The 20,277-nt window shown below is 43.5% G+C and carries 19 protein-coding genes and 2 pseudogenes; 10 read left to right on the forward strand and 11 right to left on the reverse strand.

The features are described from left to right. Positions 1 to 134 precede the first annotated feature (134 nt). Both VY86_RS20910 and VY86_RS20915 read right to left on the reverse strand, forming a co-directional pair. The gene (locus tag VY86_RS20910) at positions 135 to 602 is read right to left on the reverse strand and encodes a DUF6392 family protein (RefSeq protein ID WP_046976410.1); all 468 of its coding nucleotides are present in this window, start codon (positions 600 to 602) and stop codon (positions 135 to 137) included. Then, positions 602 to 2,278: an S-type pyocin domain-containing protein gene (locus VY86_RS20915; protein WP_046976411.1), complete on the reverse strand. Its 1,677-nt coding sequence runs from the start codon at positions 2,276 to 2,278 to the stop codon at positions 602 to 604. Before VY86_RS20915 ends, VY86_RS20910 begins: the two co-directional genes overlap by 1 nt. Before the next feature lie 1,099 nt (positions 2,279 to 3,377). Here VY86_RS20915 and VY86_RS20920 point away from each other — a divergent pair. The 4 genes from VY86_RS20920 to VY86_RS20935 all read left to right on the forward strand — a co-directional run bounded on the left by VY86_RS20920 (position 3,378) and on the right by VY86_RS20935 (position 6,357). Further along, on the forward strand, positions 3,378 to 4,076 hold the full coding sequence (locus tag VY86_RS20920) for a PAS domain-containing protein (RefSeq protein ID WP_046976412.1): 699 nt from the start codon (positions 3,378 to 3,380) through the stop codon (positions 4,074 to 4,076). Positions 4,077 to 4,125: 49 nt separating this feature from the next. Further along, positions 4,126 to 4,809 carry a helix-turn-helix transcriptional regulator gene (locus VY86_RS20925; protein ID WP_046976413.1) on the forward strand — a complete coding sequence of 228 codons (684 nt, stop codon included), beginning with the start codon at positions 4,126 to 4,128 and terminating at the stop codon, positions 4,807 to 4,809. A 30-nt stretch (positions 4,810 to 4,839) separates the two neighbouring features. Further along, entirely contained in the window at positions 4,840 to 5,511 is a 672-nt protein-coding gene (locus VY86_RS20930) for a helix-turn-helix transcriptional regulator (RefSeq protein ID WP_046976414.1), read from the forward strand. A 150-nt stretch (positions 5,512 to 5,661) separates the two neighbouring features. Beyond that, positions 5,662 to 6,357, forward strand: coding sequence for a helix-turn-helix transcriptional regulator (locus tag VY86_RS20935; protein ID WP_046976415.1), 696 nt, complete (start codon positions 5,662 to 5,664; stop codon positions 6,355 to 6,357). Positions 6,358 to 6,581: 224 nt separating this feature from the next. Here the strand turns inward: VY86_RS20935 and VY86_RS20940 are convergent, their stop codons facing one another. The 9 genes from VY86_RS20940 to fruB form a co-directional block, all read right to left on the reverse strand. Next, positions 6,582 to 7,679 carry an aminotransferase class V-fold PLP-dependent enzyme gene (locus VY86_RS20940; protein ID WP_046976416.1) on the reverse strand — a complete coding sequence of 366 codons (1,098 nt, stop codon included), beginning with the start codon at positions 7,677 to 7,679 and terminating at the stop codon, positions 6,582 to 6,584. Between the two features lie 64 nt (positions 7,680 to 7,743). Continuing rightward, positions 7,744 to 9,099, reverse strand: coding sequence for a YhfT family protein (locus tag VY86_RS20945; protein ID WP_046976417.1), 1,356 nt, complete (start codon positions 9,097 to 9,099; stop codon positions 7,744 to 7,746). Between the two features lie 10 nt (positions 9,100 to 9,109). Then, the gene (locus VY86_RS20950) at positions 9,110 to 9,469 is read right to left on the reverse strand and encodes a DUF2620 domain-containing protein (protein WP_046976418.1); all 360 of its coding nucleotides are present in this window, start codon (positions 9,467 to 9,469) and stop codon (positions 9,110 to 9,112) included. 11 nt (positions 9,470 to 9,480) lie between these two features. Further along, on the reverse strand, positions 9,481 to 10,371 hold the full coding sequence (locus VY86_RS20955; protein ID WP_046976419.1) for a phosphotriesterase-related protein: 891 nt from the start codon (positions 10,369 to 10,371) through the stop codon (positions 9,481 to 9,483). Then, complete coding sequence (locus tag VY86_RS20960; protein ID WP_046976420.1) at positions 10,364 to 11,545, reverse strand: YhfX family PLP-dependent enzyme; 1,182 nt, start codon at positions 11,543 to 11,545, stop codon at positions 10,364 to 10,366. Before VY86_RS20960 ends, VY86_RS20955 begins: the two co-directional genes overlap by 8 nt. A 103-nt stretch (positions 11,546 to 11,648) precedes the next feature. Further along, positions 11,649 to 12,026: a hypothetical protein gene (locus VY86_RS20965; RefSeq protein WP_046976421.1), complete on the reverse strand. Its 378-nt coding sequence runs from the start codon at positions 12,024 to 12,026 to the stop codon at positions 11,649 to 11,651. Between the two features lie 24 nt (positions 12,027 to 12,050). Next, entirely contained in the window at positions 12,051 to 12,956 is a 906-nt protein-coding gene (gene yhfZ, locus VY86_RS20970; protein WP_046976422.1) for a GntR family transcriptional regulator YhfZ, read from the reverse strand. A 147-nt stretch (positions 12,957 to 13,103) separates the two neighbouring features. After that, entirely contained in the window at positions 13,104 to 14,771 is a 1,668-nt protein-coding gene (fruA, locus tag VY86_RS20975) for a PTS fructose transporter subunit IIBC (RefSeq protein WP_046976423.1), read from the reverse strand. Further along, a complete protein-coding gene (gene fruB, locus VY86_RS20980; protein WP_046976424.1) occupies positions 14,771 to 15,898 on the reverse strand; it encodes a fused PTS fructose transporter subunit IIA/HPr protein in 1,128 nt (375 codons plus the stop codon). Before fruB ends, fruA begins: the two co-directional genes overlap by 1 nt. A 1,135-nt stretch (positions 15,899 to 17,033) precedes the next feature. Here fruB and VY86_RS20985 point away from each other — a divergent pair. The 6 genes and pseudogenes from VY86_RS20985 (at position 17,034) to VY86_RS23790 (ending at position 20,267) form a co-directional block, all read left to right on the forward strand. Next, complete coding sequence (locus VY86_RS20985) at positions 17,034 to 17,243, forward strand: hypothetical protein (RefSeq protein WP_046976425.1); 210 nt, start codon at positions 17,034 to 17,036, stop codon at positions 17,241 to 17,243. Between the two features lie 22 nt (positions 17,244 to 17,265). Beyond that, positions 17,266 to 17,889 (forward strand): annotated as a pseudogene (locus tag VY86_RS20990) (lipase family protein); the annotation flags it as partial. 160 nt (positions 17,890 to 18,049) lie between these two features. Continuing rightward, positions 18,050 to 18,802 (forward strand): hypothetical protein, encoded by a 753-nt coding sequence (locus VY86_RS20995; protein WP_046976426.1) that lies wholly within the window; start codon positions 18,050 to 18,052, stop codon positions 18,800 to 18,802. A 20-nt stretch (positions 18,803 to 18,822) separates the two neighbouring features. Next, positions 18,823 to 19,044, forward strand: a pseudogene (locus VY86_RS21000) (hypothetical protein); the annotation flags it as partial. An 847-nt stretch (positions 19,045 to 19,891) separates the two neighbouring features. Next, positions 19,892 to 20,002, forward strand: coding sequence for a PAAR domain-containing protein (locus VY86_RS26335; protein WP_324251575.1), 111 nt, complete (start codon positions 19,892 to 19,894; stop codon positions 20,000 to 20,002). A gap of 88 nt (positions 20,003 to 20,090) precedes the next feature. Next, positions 20,091 to 20,267 (forward strand): PAAR domain-containing protein, encoded by a 177-nt coding sequence (locus VY86_RS23790; protein ID WP_082111280.1) that lies wholly within the window; start codon positions 20,091 to 20,093, stop codon positions 20,265 to 20,267. Positions 20,268 to 20,277 lie beyond the last annotated feature (10 nt).

The raw sequence follows: 20,277 nt of genomic DNA on the forward strand, positions 1-20,277 counted from the left end.
TTAATCAATGCTTTAACATTGATCGCCATTATTTGTATAACCCCGACTCTTTGTTAATCCAATTCATCTGCGGTTTGACCTTTCAAACCGCGAATGAAAAAGCTTTTAAGAAAAAACTTCCTCCTTTTTATTGACTACCAACGCACTTCTGTAGTGGGTAAAAACGTTACTGATTTTACTCGTTCCATCATGTCATAAGAGATCTTCATACTGGTAGGAATGCGGAAATCAAGCAATGTGTATAACTCTTTCCATCCAAACTGACGTTTCATTATTATTTGTGGTTGCTGTAATTTCTCAGGCTTACCAAACTGTTCATGAACCCACTGTCGTGACATCTGAGACACCAAAGGAGATGGCAGCTCATTAGGAAATTGGTATAGAGGTTTCTTTTCATTTAGCAAGGTCAATGTAATCTCTTTTAAACGCTTTTCTTCTCGGTAAAACGCTAGAAATACCCCCTCTTTTACCATATCCAGGCATACCACCTCGTCACCAGAAAAGCCTGTTGGCTTGGTTTTATAAGGGATTAACCCTTCATCAAAAATCTCCTGATAAGATTTTCCTAGACTATTTATTAACACTTCAACATTGACTGTCATTATTTGTATAACCCCTGTTCTTGGTTCAGCTTATGCATTTTGGCTCTGGCATCTTCAAGTTGTGCTTCTGTTGCGCCATATTCCTTCAGTACTGGTTTTATTGTATTAAAGTCCCGATCAAGCGCTGCCCGTAAATTCTTCGAATCCTGTTCTATCTGGGTAGGCGTATTTCTCCCTCCATAGGTAGCACTGAGCTTTTGATGTACCTCTGCGGGTATAATGATAGAAGCGACATCCTCAGATAATTCCTTGAATTCACGTTCATCTAATAATGGATATAACCGTTTAAAATAAGCCTTAACAGCCGCCGCAGAAGGCATATGATCAGCATGTGCCCCATTCCTTGGCCTGCCCGCAAAATTACTGTACAAATCCACCTCAAACAGCTTCACCGGCGGTTTACTCAAATACACATACACCGGCGGCATATTCGGGATCGGGAAGATCAGAATATAATCGCGGAAATCCTTTTCTTCCGGCATCGGCAACGATTCAATATCGCTGCCCACTTTCTCCGGGATTGGCAATACGGTGATTTGCGATGGAATAAACGGGCGTTCTTCATTCCCGGTATGGGCCGGAACCTGAAACTCCTGTTCGTTCGGCGTCCATAAAATTGTCGGCCGGGTTTCTCCCGGTTCCCAGAACTCGTAATTACCGGTGGTCCGATTCAGCGTCATCATACGAACCGGCACTTTATCCAGACCACTTTCCGGGCCGACGTGATACCCCTGAACCGTCATCCTGCCGCTTTTTTCATCTCTTATCCAGCGGAAACGCACACGAGTCGGGGCTTTGCCAAACTGTTCGGCAATCTCACTAAGGCGATAGCGGTTTAAGTAGTCCTCTTCGCCTTCATTCAGCTTCGGTGAATAAAACAATCCCATTAACCCGACCGTCAACGGATTCGGAGCCGCCAGCCAGCGCCCGGAGCTGGCAGCGCCACCGCCAATGTAACGCATCACCAGCGCTTCCCCATCCGCTGCCACGCTGCGGGTGGTGGCCGCCACTGCCGTAGCAGCGGCTTCAGCCTTATCTTTTCCACCACGAAACCAGCGTTTATACCACGGTAATTTTTTATCCTGCGGTTTATCCGGCTCTGGCGGGTGTTTCTTGCCCTGAGGAGGCTGTTCAGGCTTTTGCGCCGCTACCGGAGCGGGAGATGACGACACCTGATATATCCCCATTCGCCCGAAGTTATTCGCGGGTTCAGCTTCGGTTCCCGCATCGGTACAGCCTTTGCCCCGCTGGCAGGATTTCGTAAACACTGGTATCGGCGGTGGGGGAGCCTGCGTCACTGACGGTGGACCGGGCTGAACGCTTCCCGCTGCCTTCATCGGCGAAGCGACATTCTGCGCCGCCATATTAGTGGGAGCAACAGCCCGATCAGCAGCTTCTTCCTGCTTCTCATAGCTGTCCATCACGGAATTAATCAACCGGGCCCGACAGGGACAGGTGCTGACACTATCTAATGTGCCCGCCAATCGCCGTCCCATGCTAAACATGCTGGGTACGCCCCCGACAATCATGTAAGTACCGGAATGTTTACCGCAGGTGACGTGGTCCCCTTCACGTGCGGTTGCCCGCCCGTTAAATGTGATGGTCTGGTCGCCGGTGATAATGACTCCACCACAGGTCGTTTTATCACCAACGAGCAGATAATAGCCTTTTGCCATTCTATTGACTTCCCCATTGGTTTACAGTGCAAAGAGTGGGTCTAACTAAAATGGTCATCATATTCTTACCACTTATAGGTTAATAGATGATCAATAGTGCAATGAATTTAACTTAAAAAGATATAGGAATATTCCGAAAATTAGAGAAATTAGCTTGATTGATTTTAGTAATTCATCATGTCTATTAACATACTAAATACAATTTCTTATCAAAAGTACCGGAATGTTTACCACAGGTGGCGTGATCCCCTTCACGCGCAGTTGCCCATCCGTTATAGGAATATTCTGAATCTTATGAAAATCAGGTTGATTTTTTTATCTCTAATGTTGGTCGCACCTGTTCCATCAAGATAAAAATTCATTGAGACAAATTTCGGCAAATAGGGTAAAGCTCCGGTTGTTACAAATATCTAAGTTGAACTTAAAACACAACTTTATATCTTGTAGCTCTACCATTTTAAGTAAGTTTTTTATTCCATTATTCTTCAAAAATTAAATTAAGCAGAATTTACCTAACCTTAATATTATTTAAGTTTAGTTATTCCAACAGCCAAAAAATTCAAACCCGGTTTTTGGGTTAAAAAGCTCATATAGTTTATTATGCTGATAATTCCTAAATATGTCTTATCGAATTACAATATCTCGCAGACTCTATTTAAGAAGCATTCTTTAATTGATCACACATTATTTCAATTAAATACTATTCTATTCGCATTATTCTGGCCCAGAGATAACACCTTTTCTTTCATCCTATTACAAGTTATCGTTATAAGAGTCGCTCTCTCCATCCCTGGTTTATGACAGAAAATTTTTAACACATGTCACTTAATTACTCATGACTGAAAAATTAAATTCATTAATTTATCTAATTAGTAATTATTCTAAAATGTTTTCATATATAATAGTATTTATTGTTACATTTACCCATAATTAAAGTCCCTATATAAAATAATAATAAGATTTAATTAATAAATATATGTATTTTGACGCGCAAGTTATTATATTCTATTATAAGACCAAGATATTCTAAGTATGGTGAAGGTATAATTAGCAGGCAGACCTTGCAGATAACGGCTGAAATAATCATTCGGGAGTCACAATGCAACAGATAAAAAACAAACCCAATAATATTACCCCACAATTAATTCACACGTGGGAAAGAAGCAGCGAACCTTGGGGAGCTAAAGATCGCCAATCAAGGTTTATCTATGCCAATTCCGCTTTTTATCAACTACTCAATCTACCAGAAGATTTCGATATTACTGGGCTTTCTACAGGTGAATTACCTTCTCCTGTTGCAGAATATGCAGAAGAGTTCCACCGTCAGGATCAGAAAGTTATTCAAACCATGCAACGAGTCACTTCATTGGAAACTCATCCATTTGAAGAACATAGGATTAAGCAAATCTATTTTTGTAATAAATATCCACTTTGTGATGAAGATGGCAATTGTATTGGTATTACTTTTCATATGTGCAAAACTGAAAATTTTTCCGTTGCCTATTATTATGAAAAAACATCGCCGTCGGCACTGCAATTCGTACCACCTAATGACACGCTAACGCAAACTGAATGGGAAGTTCTCTTTCTGGCCCTTCGTTCATTGGATGAAGAGAGTATCAGTGAGGAGTTAATGATAAGTACGGAAGATGTGGTTAATCATATTCAGTCAATTTACCGAAAATTTGATTTGCCGCTGCATGCAGAATTAAAAGATTTCTGCAAAGAAAACAAGTTTGACCTTTATATTCCAGAAAGATTTGTCACTATTGGTAGTATAGAGTTAGATCGGCTATAAACTTAAATATCAGTACCTTAGCCCTAAATTTAAAAAGAGGAATGATACTATGAATAGTAAATTAACCCTTTCATCCCAAGTAATTAATACATTAGAGCAAAGTGATGACCCGTGGGGAATAAAAGATGAAAATTCATGTTTTATTTATGGCAATTCAGCAACAAAAAGATTTATTCATGACTTTAAAAACTCATTTGATTACGAGGGGCTTTATGATGATGAACTCAACTGGGACGGAGCTGAGTTTGCAAAAGAGTTTATTGCTCATGATAAAAGTGTGATGGTAAACGGAAAAAGAGTATGTTCTCTTGAAACACATTTATTTGGTAAAGATAAATTTCTGTCATCTTATTTTTGTGAAAAAACACCTATTTACCATGATAATGGAAATTGTATAGGAATTATGTATCATATGTGGAAAGCTCAGGATTTCTCATTAACTCGTCTATATCATGGAAAACTCCCTGCATCTATTCTGTTCCAGCCACCGACTGATTTATTTACTCAGCGGGAATGGGATATTATTTTCCTTCTTTTACAAAAGTACACCAGTAAGCAAATGGGCAAAATGTTGGATATCTCCTATCGCACCGTTGAAACTCATATCGCACGGATATATAGAAAAATTGGTGTTAATTCCAGTTATCAGTTGGAAGAATATTGCCGGCTGAATGATTATGATCTCTATGTACCAGAAAGATTTGTGCATCCAGAAAGTAGAATGTTCCTTTAACCTTTAGATTAAAAAGGAGTTTTTCTTAACATGAAGAAGAACTATACAATATCACCGCAGATTATTAACACAATGGAAATAAGCAATGAGCCGTGGGGAATAAAAGATAGTTCTTCTAGCTTCATTTACGGTAATTCTGCAACAAAAAAATTCGTTCATAATTTTAAGGAATCATTTGATTACGAAGGACTTTATGATCATGAACTTCCCTGGGATGGAGCTGTTTTTTCAAAAGAATTTATTACCCACGATAGAAATGCAATGACAAAAAGACAAAGAGTATGTTCAATTGAGACTCATGTATTCGGACAAGAGCAAACTCTGTCATCCTATTTTTGTGAAAAATCACCGTTTTATCATGACAATGGTAATTGCATGGGTATTGTGTTTCATATGTGGAAAGTAAGAGAGTACTCATTGACCTACCTACATCAATATCATGAAAAACTACCATCATCCATCATACTCCAACCGCCGACTGATCTTTTTACTCAACATGAATGGGATATCATCTTTCTCTTTTTACAGAAACACTCCAAAAAACAGATTGGGAAAATACTAAATATTACCTATCGTACGGTTGAAACACATATGGCCCGGATATATCGTAAGATCGGCATTAATTCCAGTCGGCAACTGGAAGAATACTGTCTAGCCAACAATTTCAATCACTATATCCCAGAAAAATTTCTATTATCTTAGATTAAGTATTACTTCCCTGTTTCAACATACTACCTTTGTTAGTTATTTGTTGATAAAATGGATAGCCCTGCGGGAATATGGCTCTTATTCATAAATAGAATATACTTATATTCAATAGTTCAAAAATCAAAAACGCCTTAAAGGATATATATGAATAACACAGGATTAAGAAAAGTCCCTTTTATTACTTCCCAGTTAACAAATATGTGGGATAGAAGCTCTGATCCTTGGTTTGTAAAAGATAAAGAATCTCGTTTTATTTACGCAAATAGCGCGTTTATTAAAGCCAATAAGTTACCTGAAAACTCTAATGTTATAGGATATACTGATGAAGAATTACCAACACCGGTTAGTGGTTTCGCTCACCATTTTAAAGAACATGAGCGCAGAGTCTTAGCGTGTATGCAGCGAGTATCATCTATTGGTACTTATCCTCAAGGTAGTGGTCAGCTACCTAAATCCTATTTTTGCGAAAAATATCCACTGATGTGTGAGAATAATCAGTGTATCGGCATTATTTCTCATGCCAAAGAAATAGATCATTTTACCGTGTCTCATTATATTAAGAATAATATACCAATATCTATCTTCCCCAGGCCACCCAATAATTTATTGAAAGATAAAGAGTGGACAATTATTTTTTTATTTTGCTGTGGCATTAGTAATAAAGATATAGCCACTGAAATGAATATCTCATGCCGTACTGTAGAAAAACATTTTGAAAATATTTATGAGAAATTTTCCGTCACATCGGTTTTGGAGTTAAGGTTACTTTGCAAAGAAAATGGTTATGATCTCTATATCCCACCAAGATATTCTGAGTCTATAGGTCATTTCTTATTATAAATGGTCCATTTTACTATTAGCTGTTTCTCACTAAACTATTGATCATTGCAGTAATCATCAGGAATACAATAATGGCATCACAGATTTTTCTACTCCCTCAAACGATAAAGTTTTATGCCAACAAAACATATTGAAAACGTTTTGGATGACTGACGATATATACCGCCCATTGCGGCGGATGTTACTGTGTCCAGAATAATCTTCTGCTTACTTTAGCCTCTTACTTACAGCAAGGCGACGGCCTGCGCACAACTTTGATTCAGAATCCTCATTACCGTCTCCGCCCCACTTCGATTGGGATTTATCCTTATCATTCGTTTCTCTAATGTGGGATCAGACTGACGGAATGTACCGGACACCCGGTAAAACAAGGGCGGTATTTCAAATTTTGATTCGGCCCCTACCGGATAAGGCAGTGCACCGAGTTGATGGGCAAAACAAAGCACCTGTTCTGCAATCTCTTCATAAAATTCCACCAGCAATACTTTCGATTGTGCATTTGCGATAACCGCCTGTTTTACCTGCGGTATGACGCCCTGATTAAGCCAGATAACCAGCGTTTCATTAACCTGAGCCTGTACCGCATGCATCACTGGCGCAAATACCAGTCCACGCAATACTTCTAACGCCTGAAATCCCTGTATCTGACTTCCGCCGGAGTACATGCTACGCCGGATACTGTCTGTTAGCGCTTGTTGGCCGGCCACAACACCAACACCTTGCGGACCGAACAGTTTAAAGCTGGAAAAAGTCGATAATGCCGCACCACATTCACAACCAATATGTTCCACTTTCATAGCCGCATAATTATCGTCAACCAGAACCGGTAGTGACGCCGAGTTCAGCAGTGATATGACAGCTGCCAGCTCATAAGAATCATCAATTTTCTGCCGCGTGTGCTGTACCAGTCCAGCCACCGGACGATGTTGTAAAATCGCAGTCCGTATTTGCTCTGGTTGATTAAAATCCGCCCGAATAAGATGTAATCCCCTCTGTTCAGCAATCATCGCTGTCGTGGGATATAACGGCGCATCATGAATCAGCAGGCTATCGCCCGCGTTAAGTAATGCCGCTAACCCACAACGTATTGCGCCGGTTCCCGCCCCTTGCACCAACACGGCAGCCTCGGCTGAAAAGAAATCAGCAATGACCCGCTCAACCCGCAGTGTCATCTGTGGCTGGTTCAACCCCGGTACCAACCCTAAATCTCCCGTGGTAAGAAAGTCTGCGCCGGGAAAATGGCGGCAGATAATATCAACCAAACGAAACTGTTTTTGCTGTGCCTGCGCCATATTCAGACTATGTAATGGATAAGTGTTCAATATTTGCTCTCCGGCACTCCCCCTCTATTTTTTCATCGCAAAATAAGGGGGGAGATCTCTTCGATTAACCGATGCCTATCAGATGGATAATGTTAGCCAAAATACCAACAACAATCGTTGCAATAGGCCCAATAGCCATTTCAACCAAAGGACGTTTAGACGTACGGTTGAGCAGATAAATGCCCGCCACCACCATAAATCCCATTCCCGGCAGGATAGCGTTGGCAGCAATCATTCCCCCTACCAATAGCGCAACTTCCAGCATACGGGTAATGACAGTACGAATATGGTCGCCACATGCTTTTACGCCAGGGTATTTATCCAGCCAGATAGCAATTTTTGCCAGTAGTTTGATTTCCATAAACATAATCACACTGCCGGCAATGAAGGCGATCCACAGGTTATTCGTGACTAATCCAGCGACAAACACGAACTTCATACCGACCGGGCTATAAACCCCGGTAGCAATTGCCGTCATCCCCACTAACGGAACAAAACTGATCGCTCTGGCAAGCGCAACCAACATGGCGTTAGCCCCTTCTCCCTGTGCCATCAGTTGCAGTGATACAGGACCTTCCGCCAATAAACTGAGTGACATCGAGGCCGCTACCGCCGTTAAACCCCCACTGAGCACCAGTAACCAGAGGTTGTTTTGAATACGTTGGATCCGCGTGGAAAACAAGCCGACCAGCATCTCATTCGCGCCTTTAGCCGGGGCCGGCTCATCGCCTGCTTTGGGCGCACGCTCTTTCATGGCAAAGTAGAACATCACAATCATCGAAATCAGCAGCGCTATCCCGTTAGGATCCAGTTGTACCGGTTTATCCAGGGAACCGCCAAAACTCAGTGAACCGATTGCTTTCGTCGCAACATACCCCACCAATGTCGCAATCAGTACCCATATCCCTTTGCCATATCCGTATTGATAGGCCACCACAATGGCAGGAAACAATGCGAAGCAGGCAACAATGGGATCGCCAACTTTGCTCAGGTTATTCATGAAATTAACCGGCAAATGGGCAAAGATATCGACAACAGATCGTAAACCTGTCATCAAAGCGACGGCATACAGCGCCCCCAGGACACCAGAAAGTATGAAACCTTTTTTACTGTTTGCACACCAGGTACCAATGACGTCGGTTCCCAGCAACAGGCTATGCACCAGAATAATTGGCGCCGTCAGCGAAAACGGGATACCAAAACCGATAACCAGGCCAAAACTTAAAGCAAAACTGGTCGCAGCCAGGGTTTTACGATTCATCCGTCCTTCAAGATGTTCCGGGATTAAAGGGCGCAACCCGTCATGAAACACCGCAATACCACGGTTAGCCATCATGGTGGATATTCCACCAATAACTGCCAGCAAACCGGCTTTAAACGGATCAATTTCCATTAAACGTGTGAAAAACTCATATTCCATCTTCCTGTCCTCATGAAGAAAAAATAGCCCTGATAACCACCGGAATAACCGCGTCTATATCCTGACCGGTAAAACCAAACGCCGTTTTCCCAGCGTTAATATGGGCAATAATTTCTTCATCAGGCAGGATTTTACCTGGCATACTGATGGTAACGCATTGATCAATACCCACGATGGCAATCGCCATTGCCAAAGCGCCTCCACCGGTATTACAAGCACCCAGATAGTAATCCGCATTGCCGCTCTTGAGGGCCATAGCAGCATCAATGTCGCCCATTAAAGTAATGGATGAGACTTTATCCCCAGCCAGACGGCGTAAGGTTTCAGCAATTTTTTCTTTCTCAATTTGTCCTCCAATAACAAATCTCATATGTTTTTCCTTTATTTGAAAAATACAGCAGGGTTATCACGTAACATCAAATCAATTTCTATCTGCGTTAATCCGGCATTGCTCAACATCGGCACAAAAGTGCTGATTAAATATTCAAATCCATTGCCGCCATTGGCCTTCAAATGGGAACGGCGGGTAATATCCATTGATAACATGACGCGGTTAAGCAGGCCGCGTTGGGCCAGTGTCTGTAACGTGGCAATCCGTTTTTCATCCGGGTAGTAATCGTTTTTGCCAATTGTGTCGAACTGTATGTAAGCTCCCTGTTCAATCATGCGCAGGATGCTGTCCAGATTGTCTCTGAGATCACAATGACCAATAACCACCCGTTCAACATCTACGCCCCGCTTTTTCAGTAACGCCAATTGCTCAAGCCCCATCGTGCTTAATGAAGTATGGGTAGAGACAGGACGCCCGGTTTCCAAATGCGCGATAGCCGCGGCGTGAAATATTTTCTCTTCATCAGGCGTAATCACCCCTTTACTGGAACCAATTTCCCCAATGACCCCGGCTTTCAACGTCGTGCCATCAATACCCTGCTCAATCTCAGCGATCATTTCATCCGCCAGTTGCCGGGCTGTGGTGTGCGCCACATGCTGAGGAAAAAAAGCAGACTGGTAATAACCGGTTGAGGCTATTACGTTAATGCCGGAATCCTGCATCAAATCCAGCATAAACTGTGGGTTACGCCCCATGTAGCGATTGGTCATTTCTACAATATTGCGTACCCCCAAGCTGACCAATGTTCTCATCTCATCACAAATCAGGTCGTATTGATCCAGCCGGCAGTCAAGGTTGTTTTTAAATGACGATAAATCAATATGCAGATGCTCATGCGCATAGGTATAGCCCGATGCATCAAACCTGTTTTGCTTAGTCATGAGGGCGCTGCCCATTAGCAGGGATACGATTTCCCTGGCTATCATAAAGCCCTTCCAATACCGGATGTCCTGACTGGATGCCGCTGACCAACGCCACATCACTGCGGGTGGCAAATATCTGAGTGCGAAAACACAACACGACAGCACACCCAACCGGAAACTCACCGCTAAGGGACAAGTGGTAATCAATACTGCTGTCATCCATCGGTAACAGGTGAGTGGATATGATTTGGCCGTTTGGCATGAATATCAGCGCGTTATGAGCTCGCCCACGACGATAATAGCCGCCTCCATAGCAATAGCTGTTGCCGTTAAACCGATGGGATATTTCTGTCAGATACAACATAGCAATACGTTCGGGCTGTTCTCCCTGAAAATTGGCAAGAATTGTTCCGGTTAGTGCATGTCCGGGTTCTGTATGGGTAACACCATATTTTGCCAGTAACGGCAACGTGCTACAGCTTGACGCCGACGGTGCATTTATCTGTGTTACCTCAACCCCTGCCCGCTGTAAAATCTCTTTTGCTTTCAGCAAAGTAAATAAGTTCGGCGCCGGCAGTGTCTGTTGCAGCGCCTCTTGCCACAATAAGCAAGGAAAATGTGTTAATCCCATCAGTTTTACGCCGGGCATCGCCATAATGCGTCGCACAACAGTGTTCAATGCCGATAAATGAAAACCTGCTTCCTGTCCAGGATATAAATGATCATAATCATCATAGATCTTCAGCATAATGCATTGCACATTTCCTGCATGCTGTGCCAGACAAGAAATCTCTTCCGCTTTTTCCAAAGAAAATACCGTGATCACTTCCGGGTGTTGCTGTATCACTGAGGAGATCATGTTACGGGGGATCTGCACCAAATGACCGGCATGGATAACCGGGATCTTCCTGCTCATTAATATCCTGGCTTCTTTAAAATCCACCGCAGTGACACCCTGATAGCCCAGTACTATCAGCTTATGCGCCAACCAAGGGTTGCGCCCAACCTGTTTGGTCATCAGGTACAGCGCAATATCATGGTGCTCCGCTACTGCAAGCAATCGTCCGGCATTTTCCAAAACCTGATCAACGTCAATGACATAGGTATCGGGCAGTAAAGCGCCTTGCGCCCATAATGTATGGGCGGCCTCAATCAGTGCAGGATTTTGTTTTTTTAGTGCGTTAATAAACATGCTGTACCTCCGTGTACGCCTGACAGCGATCAATGCCAAAGCAAGAAATAAATAAATGTTTAAATAATTATTTTTTTGAATATTTGATGGAAAAAAAATTCCTTCACCTCTGTTGCCGTGCTACTCCTGATTCTTTTGCCGCCCAAAGGCTAAACAAGTTCGCCAGCAGATAACCCTCTTCACAGGGATGTAATTGCACGTCAAATTGTGCCAGCAATGAAACGTTAATCGCCTGCAAATATGCAAAAGCATCAGATTGACGTACTTCCATCAGCAGTTCAGCATCCATTGAACCGATTTGTTCTCCCCGGCGCGAGCGCATCAACGCATTTGCCATATGTGTTATTACCATTTCACCCAGCCCGTTCCTGACAGGGATTTCCCAATCATTCTCAAGCTGAGTCACTACTTGCAGCATGCCATCACAGATGTCCTGATCGATGACATTTCCCTGACAGAGCAGATTCAGTCGATTTTCCATTTCATTTACTCCGTCCATTTCAAACTAATAACTTGGATCCTGTTGACCTGTCAGTACACGTTGTTGATGAGCCAACAACTCTGTTTTATTCACTGTAGTACGTAAAAGTTGTTGAATCGGAATGTCATCAACTCTGGTTAAAATCACCGCCTCAGAAGCTTGTATAAAGAACGGATTTCCATGGAGCGGTATCGCGATAAGCTCCCGGGAACTCAGTTCATCCTCTCTGCTAACGTTCCAGATCACTGCATCAATGTCGCCTTTCGCCACCTTGTCCAGGCTTTCGTGGTAAGAGATATCCACCAGCGTGATATCCTGCCCGGCAAAGTACACGTCTGTCATGATCTTCTGGTCGGCAGAATGATTATCCAACCCAACACGACGGATGTTATGTTCACCTCCCTTGCGATAAATCAGTTGATGTGCCCCAACATAGGTATGTGGGCCTAATTCAAGTACAGCGCACACATCATGCTGTTTCAGATAAGTTTGTGCCGCCAGATGAGATACCACCGCCAGGTCATAAACGCCGTTACGCAGACATTCCACCCTGGCGTCTGAACCTCTCATATGAGCGAAATAAAACGGAATACCATTAAATTGCGCTTTCAGACCACTCGCCAGCCCTTCGTACAATCGGGTATAAGGCAGCGGCATTACACAAACCACGTTACCGATATCGGCATGTGCTAACAGCGCCTTGTGATCCAGACTGACCAGGTAACTGCCGTTACGCCCCCGCCGATCCACACAAATTGCACCAGAATTCTCCAATTTTTTTAATGAAAGTTGTACCAACCCAACAGACAACGCATAGTCAGACGACAGCTCTTCAATGGTCCTCAAGCGGTTACCATTGCACTCACCTAGCAGATAACGCGCCAGACATGCCTGAGCAACCCCCTCTTTTTTAAGCAGACCACGACTCATAATTATTCTTCATTTTTTTGAATGTATTTATATCCAATTTAAGGAGATAAATAACAATCTGAAAATAACAAAAATGCGAGTGAGGTCACGATAAAATGAGTTTTCTTTTGCAATTACCAAAAAATTCGGCTCTTCATTAAACTATTTTTATGCTTTGGCTGTGGCTGGCTCCGGACGTTTCAGCATGGCATAAGCTAACCCTCCCAGCAGTGTACCGACAATAATTGACATCAAATAACCCAGTACTGGTGTGATAGCACCTGGGATCAACAACACAAACAAGCCACCATGCGGTGCCATCAGTTGTGCACTCACTGCCATCGAAATCGCCCCGGTTACCGCACCACCGACGATACAGCATGGGAGCACACGCATCGGATCACGGACAGCAAAAGGGATCGCCCCTTCGGAAATAAAGCACAAACCTAACACCAATGCTGCCTTACCGCTTTCCCGCTGAACGCTATCGAATTTCTTCCGGGCAATCAGTGTCGCCACGCCCATGGCCAGCGGTGGGACCATTCCCGCCGCCATAATGGCCGCCATTGGCGCGTAGGTTTGTGAACTGAGCAAACCGACACCAAACGCATAGGCGGCTTTGTTTACCGCTCCTCCCATATCGGCACACATCATCCCGCCCAAAATAGCACCTAACAGTAGCGCGTTGGTTGTGCCCATATTTGAGAGCCAATGCGTTAAACCCGCCATGATGCCGGCGACCGGTTTACCAACAACGTAAATCATAATCAGACCGGTAATCAGGCTGGCGAATAGCGGGATGATCAAGATCGGTTTTAGCGCGGACATACTCTGCGGCAGCTTCACTTTTGCGCTGATCAACTTCGCCGTGTAACCGGCAAGGAAACCGGCAATAATCCCGCCGATAAAGCCCGCATTCGTGCTGGCTGCCAACATACCGCCAATCAGGCCGGGCGTCAGACCAGGGCGATCAGCAATTGAGAAAGCGATATAACCTGCCAGCACAGGTACCATCAAGGCGAAAGCTGAACCACCTCCGATCTGCATCAACGCCGCCGCCAATGTGCCCGGCTCTTTAAATGCGGTGATACCAAAAGCAAATGACAACGCGATACACAAACCACCCGCCACCACCATCGGCAACATATAAGAGACGCCGGTCAACAAGTGACGATAAACGCCGGTACTCTCTTCCCCTTGCCCAGCTTTAGCATCTTGCCTTTCCGGCTCGAAAAGCTTTGCGTCAACCAATGCTTTATCAAACTCTTGAGCCGTTTTCTTCAATACCAGACTGGTTGAGGTGCGGTACATCGGCTTTCCGGCAAATTTCGCCAGATCCACGTCAATATCCGCGACTATCAGCACCAGATCCGCATCTGCCACCTCTTCCGGCGTAATAACATTACCCGCCCCCACTGAACCGCGGGTTTCCACTTTCACCCACCAGCCACGCTTTTTGGCTTCGGTTTCGATGGCTTCGGCGGCCATAAAAGTATGCGCCACTCCTGTAGGACAGGCGGTAACCGCAACAATACGTTTTGTGTCACAACTCAGGTCAGTTGCCGGTATCTGATATGGCTTCGCGTCAGCTTTTGCTTGCCGAAAGAAGTCTTCCGGTGCATGCAATGCCTGTTCCGTGTTGCCAAGATAAACCCGTTTGCCATTCAGGGTGTTATCGGCAGGTATAGTATCGCCGGTCACAACCACCAAATCGGCTTCAGCCGGATTTTTTGTCAGTATCAGCCCATTTTCTGCCGCAGCGGCACTGAGGACGGTTTTCACCAGATAGCTTCCGGCCAGTCCCAACGAAGGATCAACGATAAGCAACGTTTTCATTACATCTCCCCCTCACCCAAACCGGAAGCAATCGCTTCACCAATGGCAGCTATCGCCTGCTGCGCATCGTCACCGTTGGCAGTTACGTGAAGCCGATGACCTTTTTTAACGCCCAGCGCCATGATTTTCATCAGGCTGCGGCCATTTACCGGTTGACCGGTACCATCAAGGTTGATCATGGTAATTTCGCTAGAGAATTGCCGGGCAACGTTGACCAACACAGTACCAGGACGGGCATGCAAACCATGGTCGTTATGCACGACGAATTCCCCGCTAAATATTTCACTTTGCTCTGGTACGTCACTGGTCAGCAACGCCAGCACAGTGGGCGCATCAGCTTGCAACAAACATTCCGCTTTTTGTGCTAATAGCAAGTTACTCAGGCGATTCAACACACTCAGCGGCTGGTCGTCGGTAACCGCAACGGTCAGCAACATCATCACCATCGGTTCATTGTCCCGCGTGAATAACCGGCTGACTGCCACCGCGCTGGTCAAGTTACCCTCGGGGCTGTCGCTCAACCAAATACCTTGTCCGAGATCCAGCGGCTTACTGTTAATCACTTTGCTGACAAAAGTAGCATCTACTGCACCCGCTTGCTGTAACCGCCCGGCATTCAGCGCCTGTAGTGTCATCAGATCGCTGGCATTAACATCCAGCGTAATCAAGCTGGTATCGAATTTAAACGCGACTTGCCGGCCTTCGCCCATTAGCAAGCTGCGTAGTGCCTTCGCTGAATCAATATCTTTTAACTGCCCGGCAATACGATCGTCGCTCAACAAGTGTGCTAACTGACGCAATAGTGACAAATGCTCATCGGAACACGCAGCGATACCGATGACCACATAACATATAGCGCCTTTATCCCATTCCACACCCTGTGGGAAGTGAAATACCTGCACGTCGGTTTCCAGCACCAAATCACGGGTATTGATCGTGCCATGCGGTATGGCGATACCGTTGCCAAGGTAAGTGGAGATTTGCCTTTCACGTTGCAACATACCATCAACATAGGCATCACTGACGTTACCGCTAGCGGCTAGCATGGCCGCCACCTGACGGATGGCATCCTCTTTACTGGTTGCAGTTGCACCAGTGTGGATATTTTGCAAAGCCAACTGGAACATAATTTTCCCCTCTCACTGAAGATAAAATCGTCTCAGTTATGCTGAGAAAAAAGCATTAACATCCACCGTGAAGGAAAAAGCGATAAAACTGAAACGTTTCAATCAGTGTGGGATACGATTGATTTTTATTCAATAGTTGTACTAAATAAGATTGTAATTTTTTGAGATTACGCACATTTTTCCCGGTATCGTTCTTTGAGTATTTCCAGTTCAAGGCATTAGCCAATAGATGACCACCAAGAATATCTACCCAATTGCAAAGAACCTTCAAGAGTTGAGTATCCTGATGGATGAATTGAAACCCGTACCCAAGAAGTCAATTATCAATACATAAAGTAACACCAGAAATAAAGAATCCATATGAACAATGGATGACATATTCTTCGAATCAACGGAGATGAACCATAAATGAAGTAATAATTCGATTGACTTCAAATACTGTTCCTCGTGTCCACGGGGATGAAAATTCATTGGCATTTTATTTTGGCTTATCCCTTCATCCATGACCTTTATTGAAAGCCGGTATTACCGGCCAACAACGGAATACAATCTATTGGGCTAAATGGTAATATCATTATCCCCGGTATTCAATGAAGAATGGGTCATTAGTGAAACAATTAAACAGATAGCGTTATTAGCTATCATAACAAATTGGGGTAAATATATTTTTTGGTTAAAAATCAATACATTATTATGTCGCAATGATAATTAGACGGGATTTAAGTGGATGGGAAGCTGTTTTATCTATCGTGGATTATTTTTCTGAAAAAATGGCATGTCACTATCCGTTTTATCGTTTATTAGATTGAAGATAATTGAATTTATACTGAGTCTGTAATGCTTTCTTACCGTTTGTAACAATTTCTTACAAATTTATATTTTTGTAAATTTATAAAAAACGCTTGCTATCTGATCAAAGTTTAATAATTATTACTTTAAGTTCCATCATATAAGCGGTATGAAAGGAATTTCAACTTCTGTTCCCTTTATTCAAAGGGATTAATCGATTGGGATACATTGCTGTCTTCCTGTCGTTCAATTTGTTATTACTCACTGCATAGCGCTGTGCTTTCTGTCTGTGGTAATCGGATTTTTGCTACCTTATTTTTAAGATCGCCTCGACAAGGGCGTTCCTGTGCGGGACCACCAGCTTATCCTGACCCTGAACCCGGATTGTTTTGCCAATCAGGGTGAGATGTATCAGTTCAGCCTGGTGGTGACACGCCTGCTGACGGTTTTCATCAGCATGGGCGCTTTTTTGATGATGAAAGTGATTGATGGTCAGACAGGAGAAGTCTTGTGGGACTTTCAAGAGATGATGTTCGGACTGCGTCCCTATATTTAATAACAAGCAGAGGAAAACACTGATGAGTAAAATAGATCCGCGTGAATGTCTTGATTGCAGGCGTTTGAAACACTGGGTGGAATTTCAGTTGGTGGATGAACAGGGAAAACCGCTAATCAATGCGCCTTATGGCTTGGTAAGCTGGGGATTACCGGATTATGTGCGCCGGGGGACAACGGATGGTTTCGGGGTGCTCAGGGAAGAAAACCTGTCAGCTCATCCCGTGATATTGTCCATCCATGCCCAATCGTTGGCCGATGAGATGGAACAACGCCCGTTGCGGGAAATACGTGGTGAAGAGGCTTCGGTGGTGAAGCCAAAAGCCGAAGCTGAAGGTCATCAATATCATTATGTGACTATCGGGCAAATTAGTGATGGTTTGCCGGTGATTAAGGATTGGTATGACCCTAAAAAAATTCCACCCCCCTATCATTTTCCAGACCCGGAGCCAAGTGGCTACACGGTTCATCCACTAAATCAACGGTATGTACTGGAAATATGCCCGTTTCGGGCCTGGGTCTTGCAGCTACATCATCAAAAAGAGTATTCCATTGTTAATGCGCATAACCAGTGTTTGATGAGTGTGTTGGCTTATGCCGGCGGGGATGTTGATACTGAAGGCTCGGTGACTCACTTTTTTAATCGGTAGATGGTGGATGTTTCAACGCTGCCCTATAAAGTTGAGGAATTATCGGCAACACCTGTGGAATGGATAAACAGTTAATAACATCATTGGCTGTTAGTCAGCAAACAGAAAAGGGAAAACTGGCTTTACAGCATTACTGCGATGGTAAGGAACTCCCAGTATGAAAATATTAAAAGTTTCGTTGTTATTGTTATTGCTGTCTTTTATTTATTGGGCGTTTGGTGATACCTTTTTTAACTGGCTTTTCCCCTTTTCATCTACTGGAAAGAGTCCGTGGATAACCGTGGAGGGTGTCGCGCCGAAATACACAAAACCACATGTGTCAGCAGAATATATTTCAAAAGATTGTCTTGAATATCGGCTTCATGCCGATATGTCTCCTTATAAGGTACCGACCTATAACGGATTGCGCCTGGATGTAAAGGCCGATCCAAAAACCGGCCATTTTCAGGCGAAATTACCCTTCAGTGGTGGAGGCTGGTGTAAATGGAAAATTGACCGGGCGTTTGTGTCCGTGAGTTATACCGATGTTAGCCACCTGGTGAAAGATGCTATACCCTATGGAGGAACAGGTCTAACCGCCTTTATCAACGATGCAGCGCGAACAAATTATTCTGAAGCCTCTGAGACTCGTGCATTGAATACGATAGATTTCAGCCCAACTATTTACCCTGTTTTGAAAGTAGTTGAGGGACGCCCAAACAGAATTTTCTTACAGGGTATAGTGGATTCATATCCTTTTCGGCTGAAATTAACACCAGGAGCAGAATGGAAAATTACCTTTAAGCCTAAACTGGATGAAACCAAAATGCCGAAGGTCACGGTGACTGACGGGAAGGGAGAATGGGTTGAATATCCCGATGGACACATTGAAACGGATACTCAAATGGTAGATACCCGTTACATAAAGTAATCTCATCAGGAAAACTGACCATGATAAATATCAAACAGTATTTATTGGTTTTGTTAATCACATTAATATCAGGCTGTGCTGACCCAAATGAACCGCTTTCACCCCCGAAAAATAACCAGTGGATCACCGTCGAAGGGGTGGCGCCGAAATACACAAAACCGCATGTGTCGGCAGAATATATCTCAACAGATTGTCTTAAATATCAGTTACATGCTGATATGTCGCCTTATAAGGTGCCAACCTGACCAAGGCCATATTACTCATTTACCTAAACACCAACACCAGAAATAAGGAATCCCTATGAGCGATGGATGACATATTCTTCGAACCAACGGAGATGAACCATAAATGAAGTAATAATTCGATTGACTTCAAATACTGTTCCTCGTACCACGGGGATGAGAATTCATTGGCATTTATTTTGGCTTCTCCCTTCATCCATGACCTTTCTTGAAAGCCGGCATTACCGGCCAACAACGGAATACCATCGATTGGGCTAAATGGTAATATCATTATCCCCGGTATTTAATGAAGAATGGGTCATTAGTGAAACAATTAAACAGATGGCGTTATTAGTTATCATAGCAAATTGGGATAAATATATTTTTTTATTAAAAATCAATACTTTATTATATTGCAATGATAATTAGACGGAATTTAAGTGAATGAGAAGCTGTTTTATCTATCGTGGATTATTTTTCTGAAAAAATGGTATGTCACTATCCGTTTTATCGTTTATTAGATTGAAGATAATTGAATTTATACTGCGCCTGTAATGCTTTCTTACCGTTTGTAACAATTTCTTACAAATTTATATTTTTGTAAATTTATAAAAAACGCTTGCTATCTGATCAAAGTTTAATAATTATTACTTTAAGTTCCATCATATAAGCGGTATGAAAGGAATTTCAACTTCTGTTCCCTTTATTCAAAGGGATTAATCGATTGGGATACATTGCTGTCTTCCTGTCGTTCAATTTGTTATTACTCACTGCATAGCGCTGTGCTTGCTGTCTGTGGTAATCGGATTTTTGCTACCTTATTTTTGGGGTGGTGGGATCAATTATTTCAATTCCTGACGGGATATTTATGCTGAAAAATATCATACGACAAGGGGATAAAACCTCTCATGGCGGCGCTGTTTTAGCGGGTGATGACAGTTTCCAGATTTTGGGTAAAGGGGTGGCACGGATTAAATAAGATTCCAAAATAGCGCTACATCTTATACTACTCATAATTCTATATATAACAATGGGTTGAAGAAGGCCATGTGTAGCAAAATTATGAAATGTTATTTAACGATCCGGTGTCCTGTCCAAAGTGCGGCGGGGAGCAAACTATTGCGGAAGGCACTTCGGCTGCAAGTGGGACTCATCAACAGGGGCTTGCTCTGGAGGGCATGAAAACCTCGTGTGGTGCCACGTTGATCGCCTCACAGACACTTTTTCAGGTAAAAAATAGATAAGGGTAGCGTG

The sequence above is a fragment of the Photorhabdus thracensis genome (genome assembly GCF_001010285.1).
GTDB classification, from domain to species: Bacteria; Pseudomonadota; Gammaproteobacteria; order Enterobacterales; family Enterobacteriaceae; genus Photorhabdus; species Photorhabdus temperata.

Excerpts from the sequence above, each read along its gene's own strand:
- VY86_RS20965 (WP_046976421.1), bottom strand. The coding sequence starts at position 12,026 with ATGGAAAATCGACTGAATCTGCTCTGTCAGGGAAATGTCATCGATCAG.
- VY86_RS23790 (WP_082111280.1), top strand. The coding sequence starts at position 20,091 with ATGTTATTTAACGATCCGGTGTCCTGTCCAAAGTGCGGCGGGGAGCAA.
- VY86_RS20910 (WP_046976410.1), bottom strand. The coding sequence starts at position 602 with ATGACAGTCAATGTTGAAGTGTTAATAAATAGTCTAGGAAAATCTTAT.
- fruB (WP_046976424.1), bottom strand. The coding sequence starts at position 15,898 with ATGTTCCAGTTGGCTTTGCAAAATATCCACACTGGTGCAACTGCAACC.
- VY86_RS20935 (WP_046976415.1), top strand. The coding sequence starts at position 5,662 with ATGAATAACACAGGATTAAGAAAAGTCCCTTTTATTACTTCCCAGTTA.
- VY86_RS20925 (WP_046976413.1), top strand. The coding sequence starts at position 4,126 with ATGAATAGTAAATTAACCCTTTCATCCCAAGTAATTAATACATTAGAG.
- VY86_RS26335 (WP_324251575.1), top strand. The coding sequence starts at position 19,892 with ATGCTGAAAAATATCATACGACAAGGGGATAAAACCTCTCATGGCGGC.
- VY86_RS20995 (WP_046976426.1), top strand. The coding sequence starts at position 18,050 with ATGAAAATATTAAAAGTTTCGTTGTTATTGTTATTGCTGTCTTTTATT.
- fruA (WP_046976423.1), bottom strand. The coding sequence starts at position 14,771 with ATGAAAACGTTGCTTATCGTTGATCCTTCGTTGGGACTGGCCGGAAGC.
- yhfZ (WP_046976422.1), bottom strand. The coding sequence starts at position 12,956 with ATGAGTCGTGGTCTGCTTAAAAAAGAGGGGGTTGCTCAGGCATGTCTG.
- VY86_RS20915 (WP_046976411.1), bottom strand. The coding sequence starts at position 2,278 with ATGGCAAAAGGCTATTATCTGCTCGTTGGTGATAAAACGACCTGTGGT.
- VY86_RS20920 (WP_046976412.1), top strand. The coding sequence starts at position 3,378 with ATGCAACAGATAAAAAACAAACCCAATAATATTACCCCACAATTAATT.
- VY86_RS20960 (WP_046976420.1), bottom strand. The coding sequence starts at position 11,545 with ATGTTTATTAACGCACTAAAAAAACAAAATCCTGCACTGATTGAGGCC.
- VY86_RS20950 (WP_046976418.1), bottom strand. The coding sequence starts at position 9,469 with ATGAGATTTGTTATTGGAGGACAAATTGAGAAAGAAAAAATTGCTGAA.
- VY86_RS20955 (WP_046976419.1), bottom strand. The coding sequence starts at position 10,371 with ATGACTAAGCAAAACAGGTTTGATGCATCGGGCTATACCTATGCGCAT.
- VY86_RS20930 (WP_046976414.1), top strand. The coding sequence starts at position 4,840 with ATGAAGAAGAACTATACAATATCACCGCAGATTATTAACACAATGGAA.
- VY86_RS20945 (WP_046976417.1), bottom strand. The coding sequence starts at position 9,099 with ATGGAATATGAGTTTTTCACACGTTTAATGGAAATTGATCCGTTTAAA.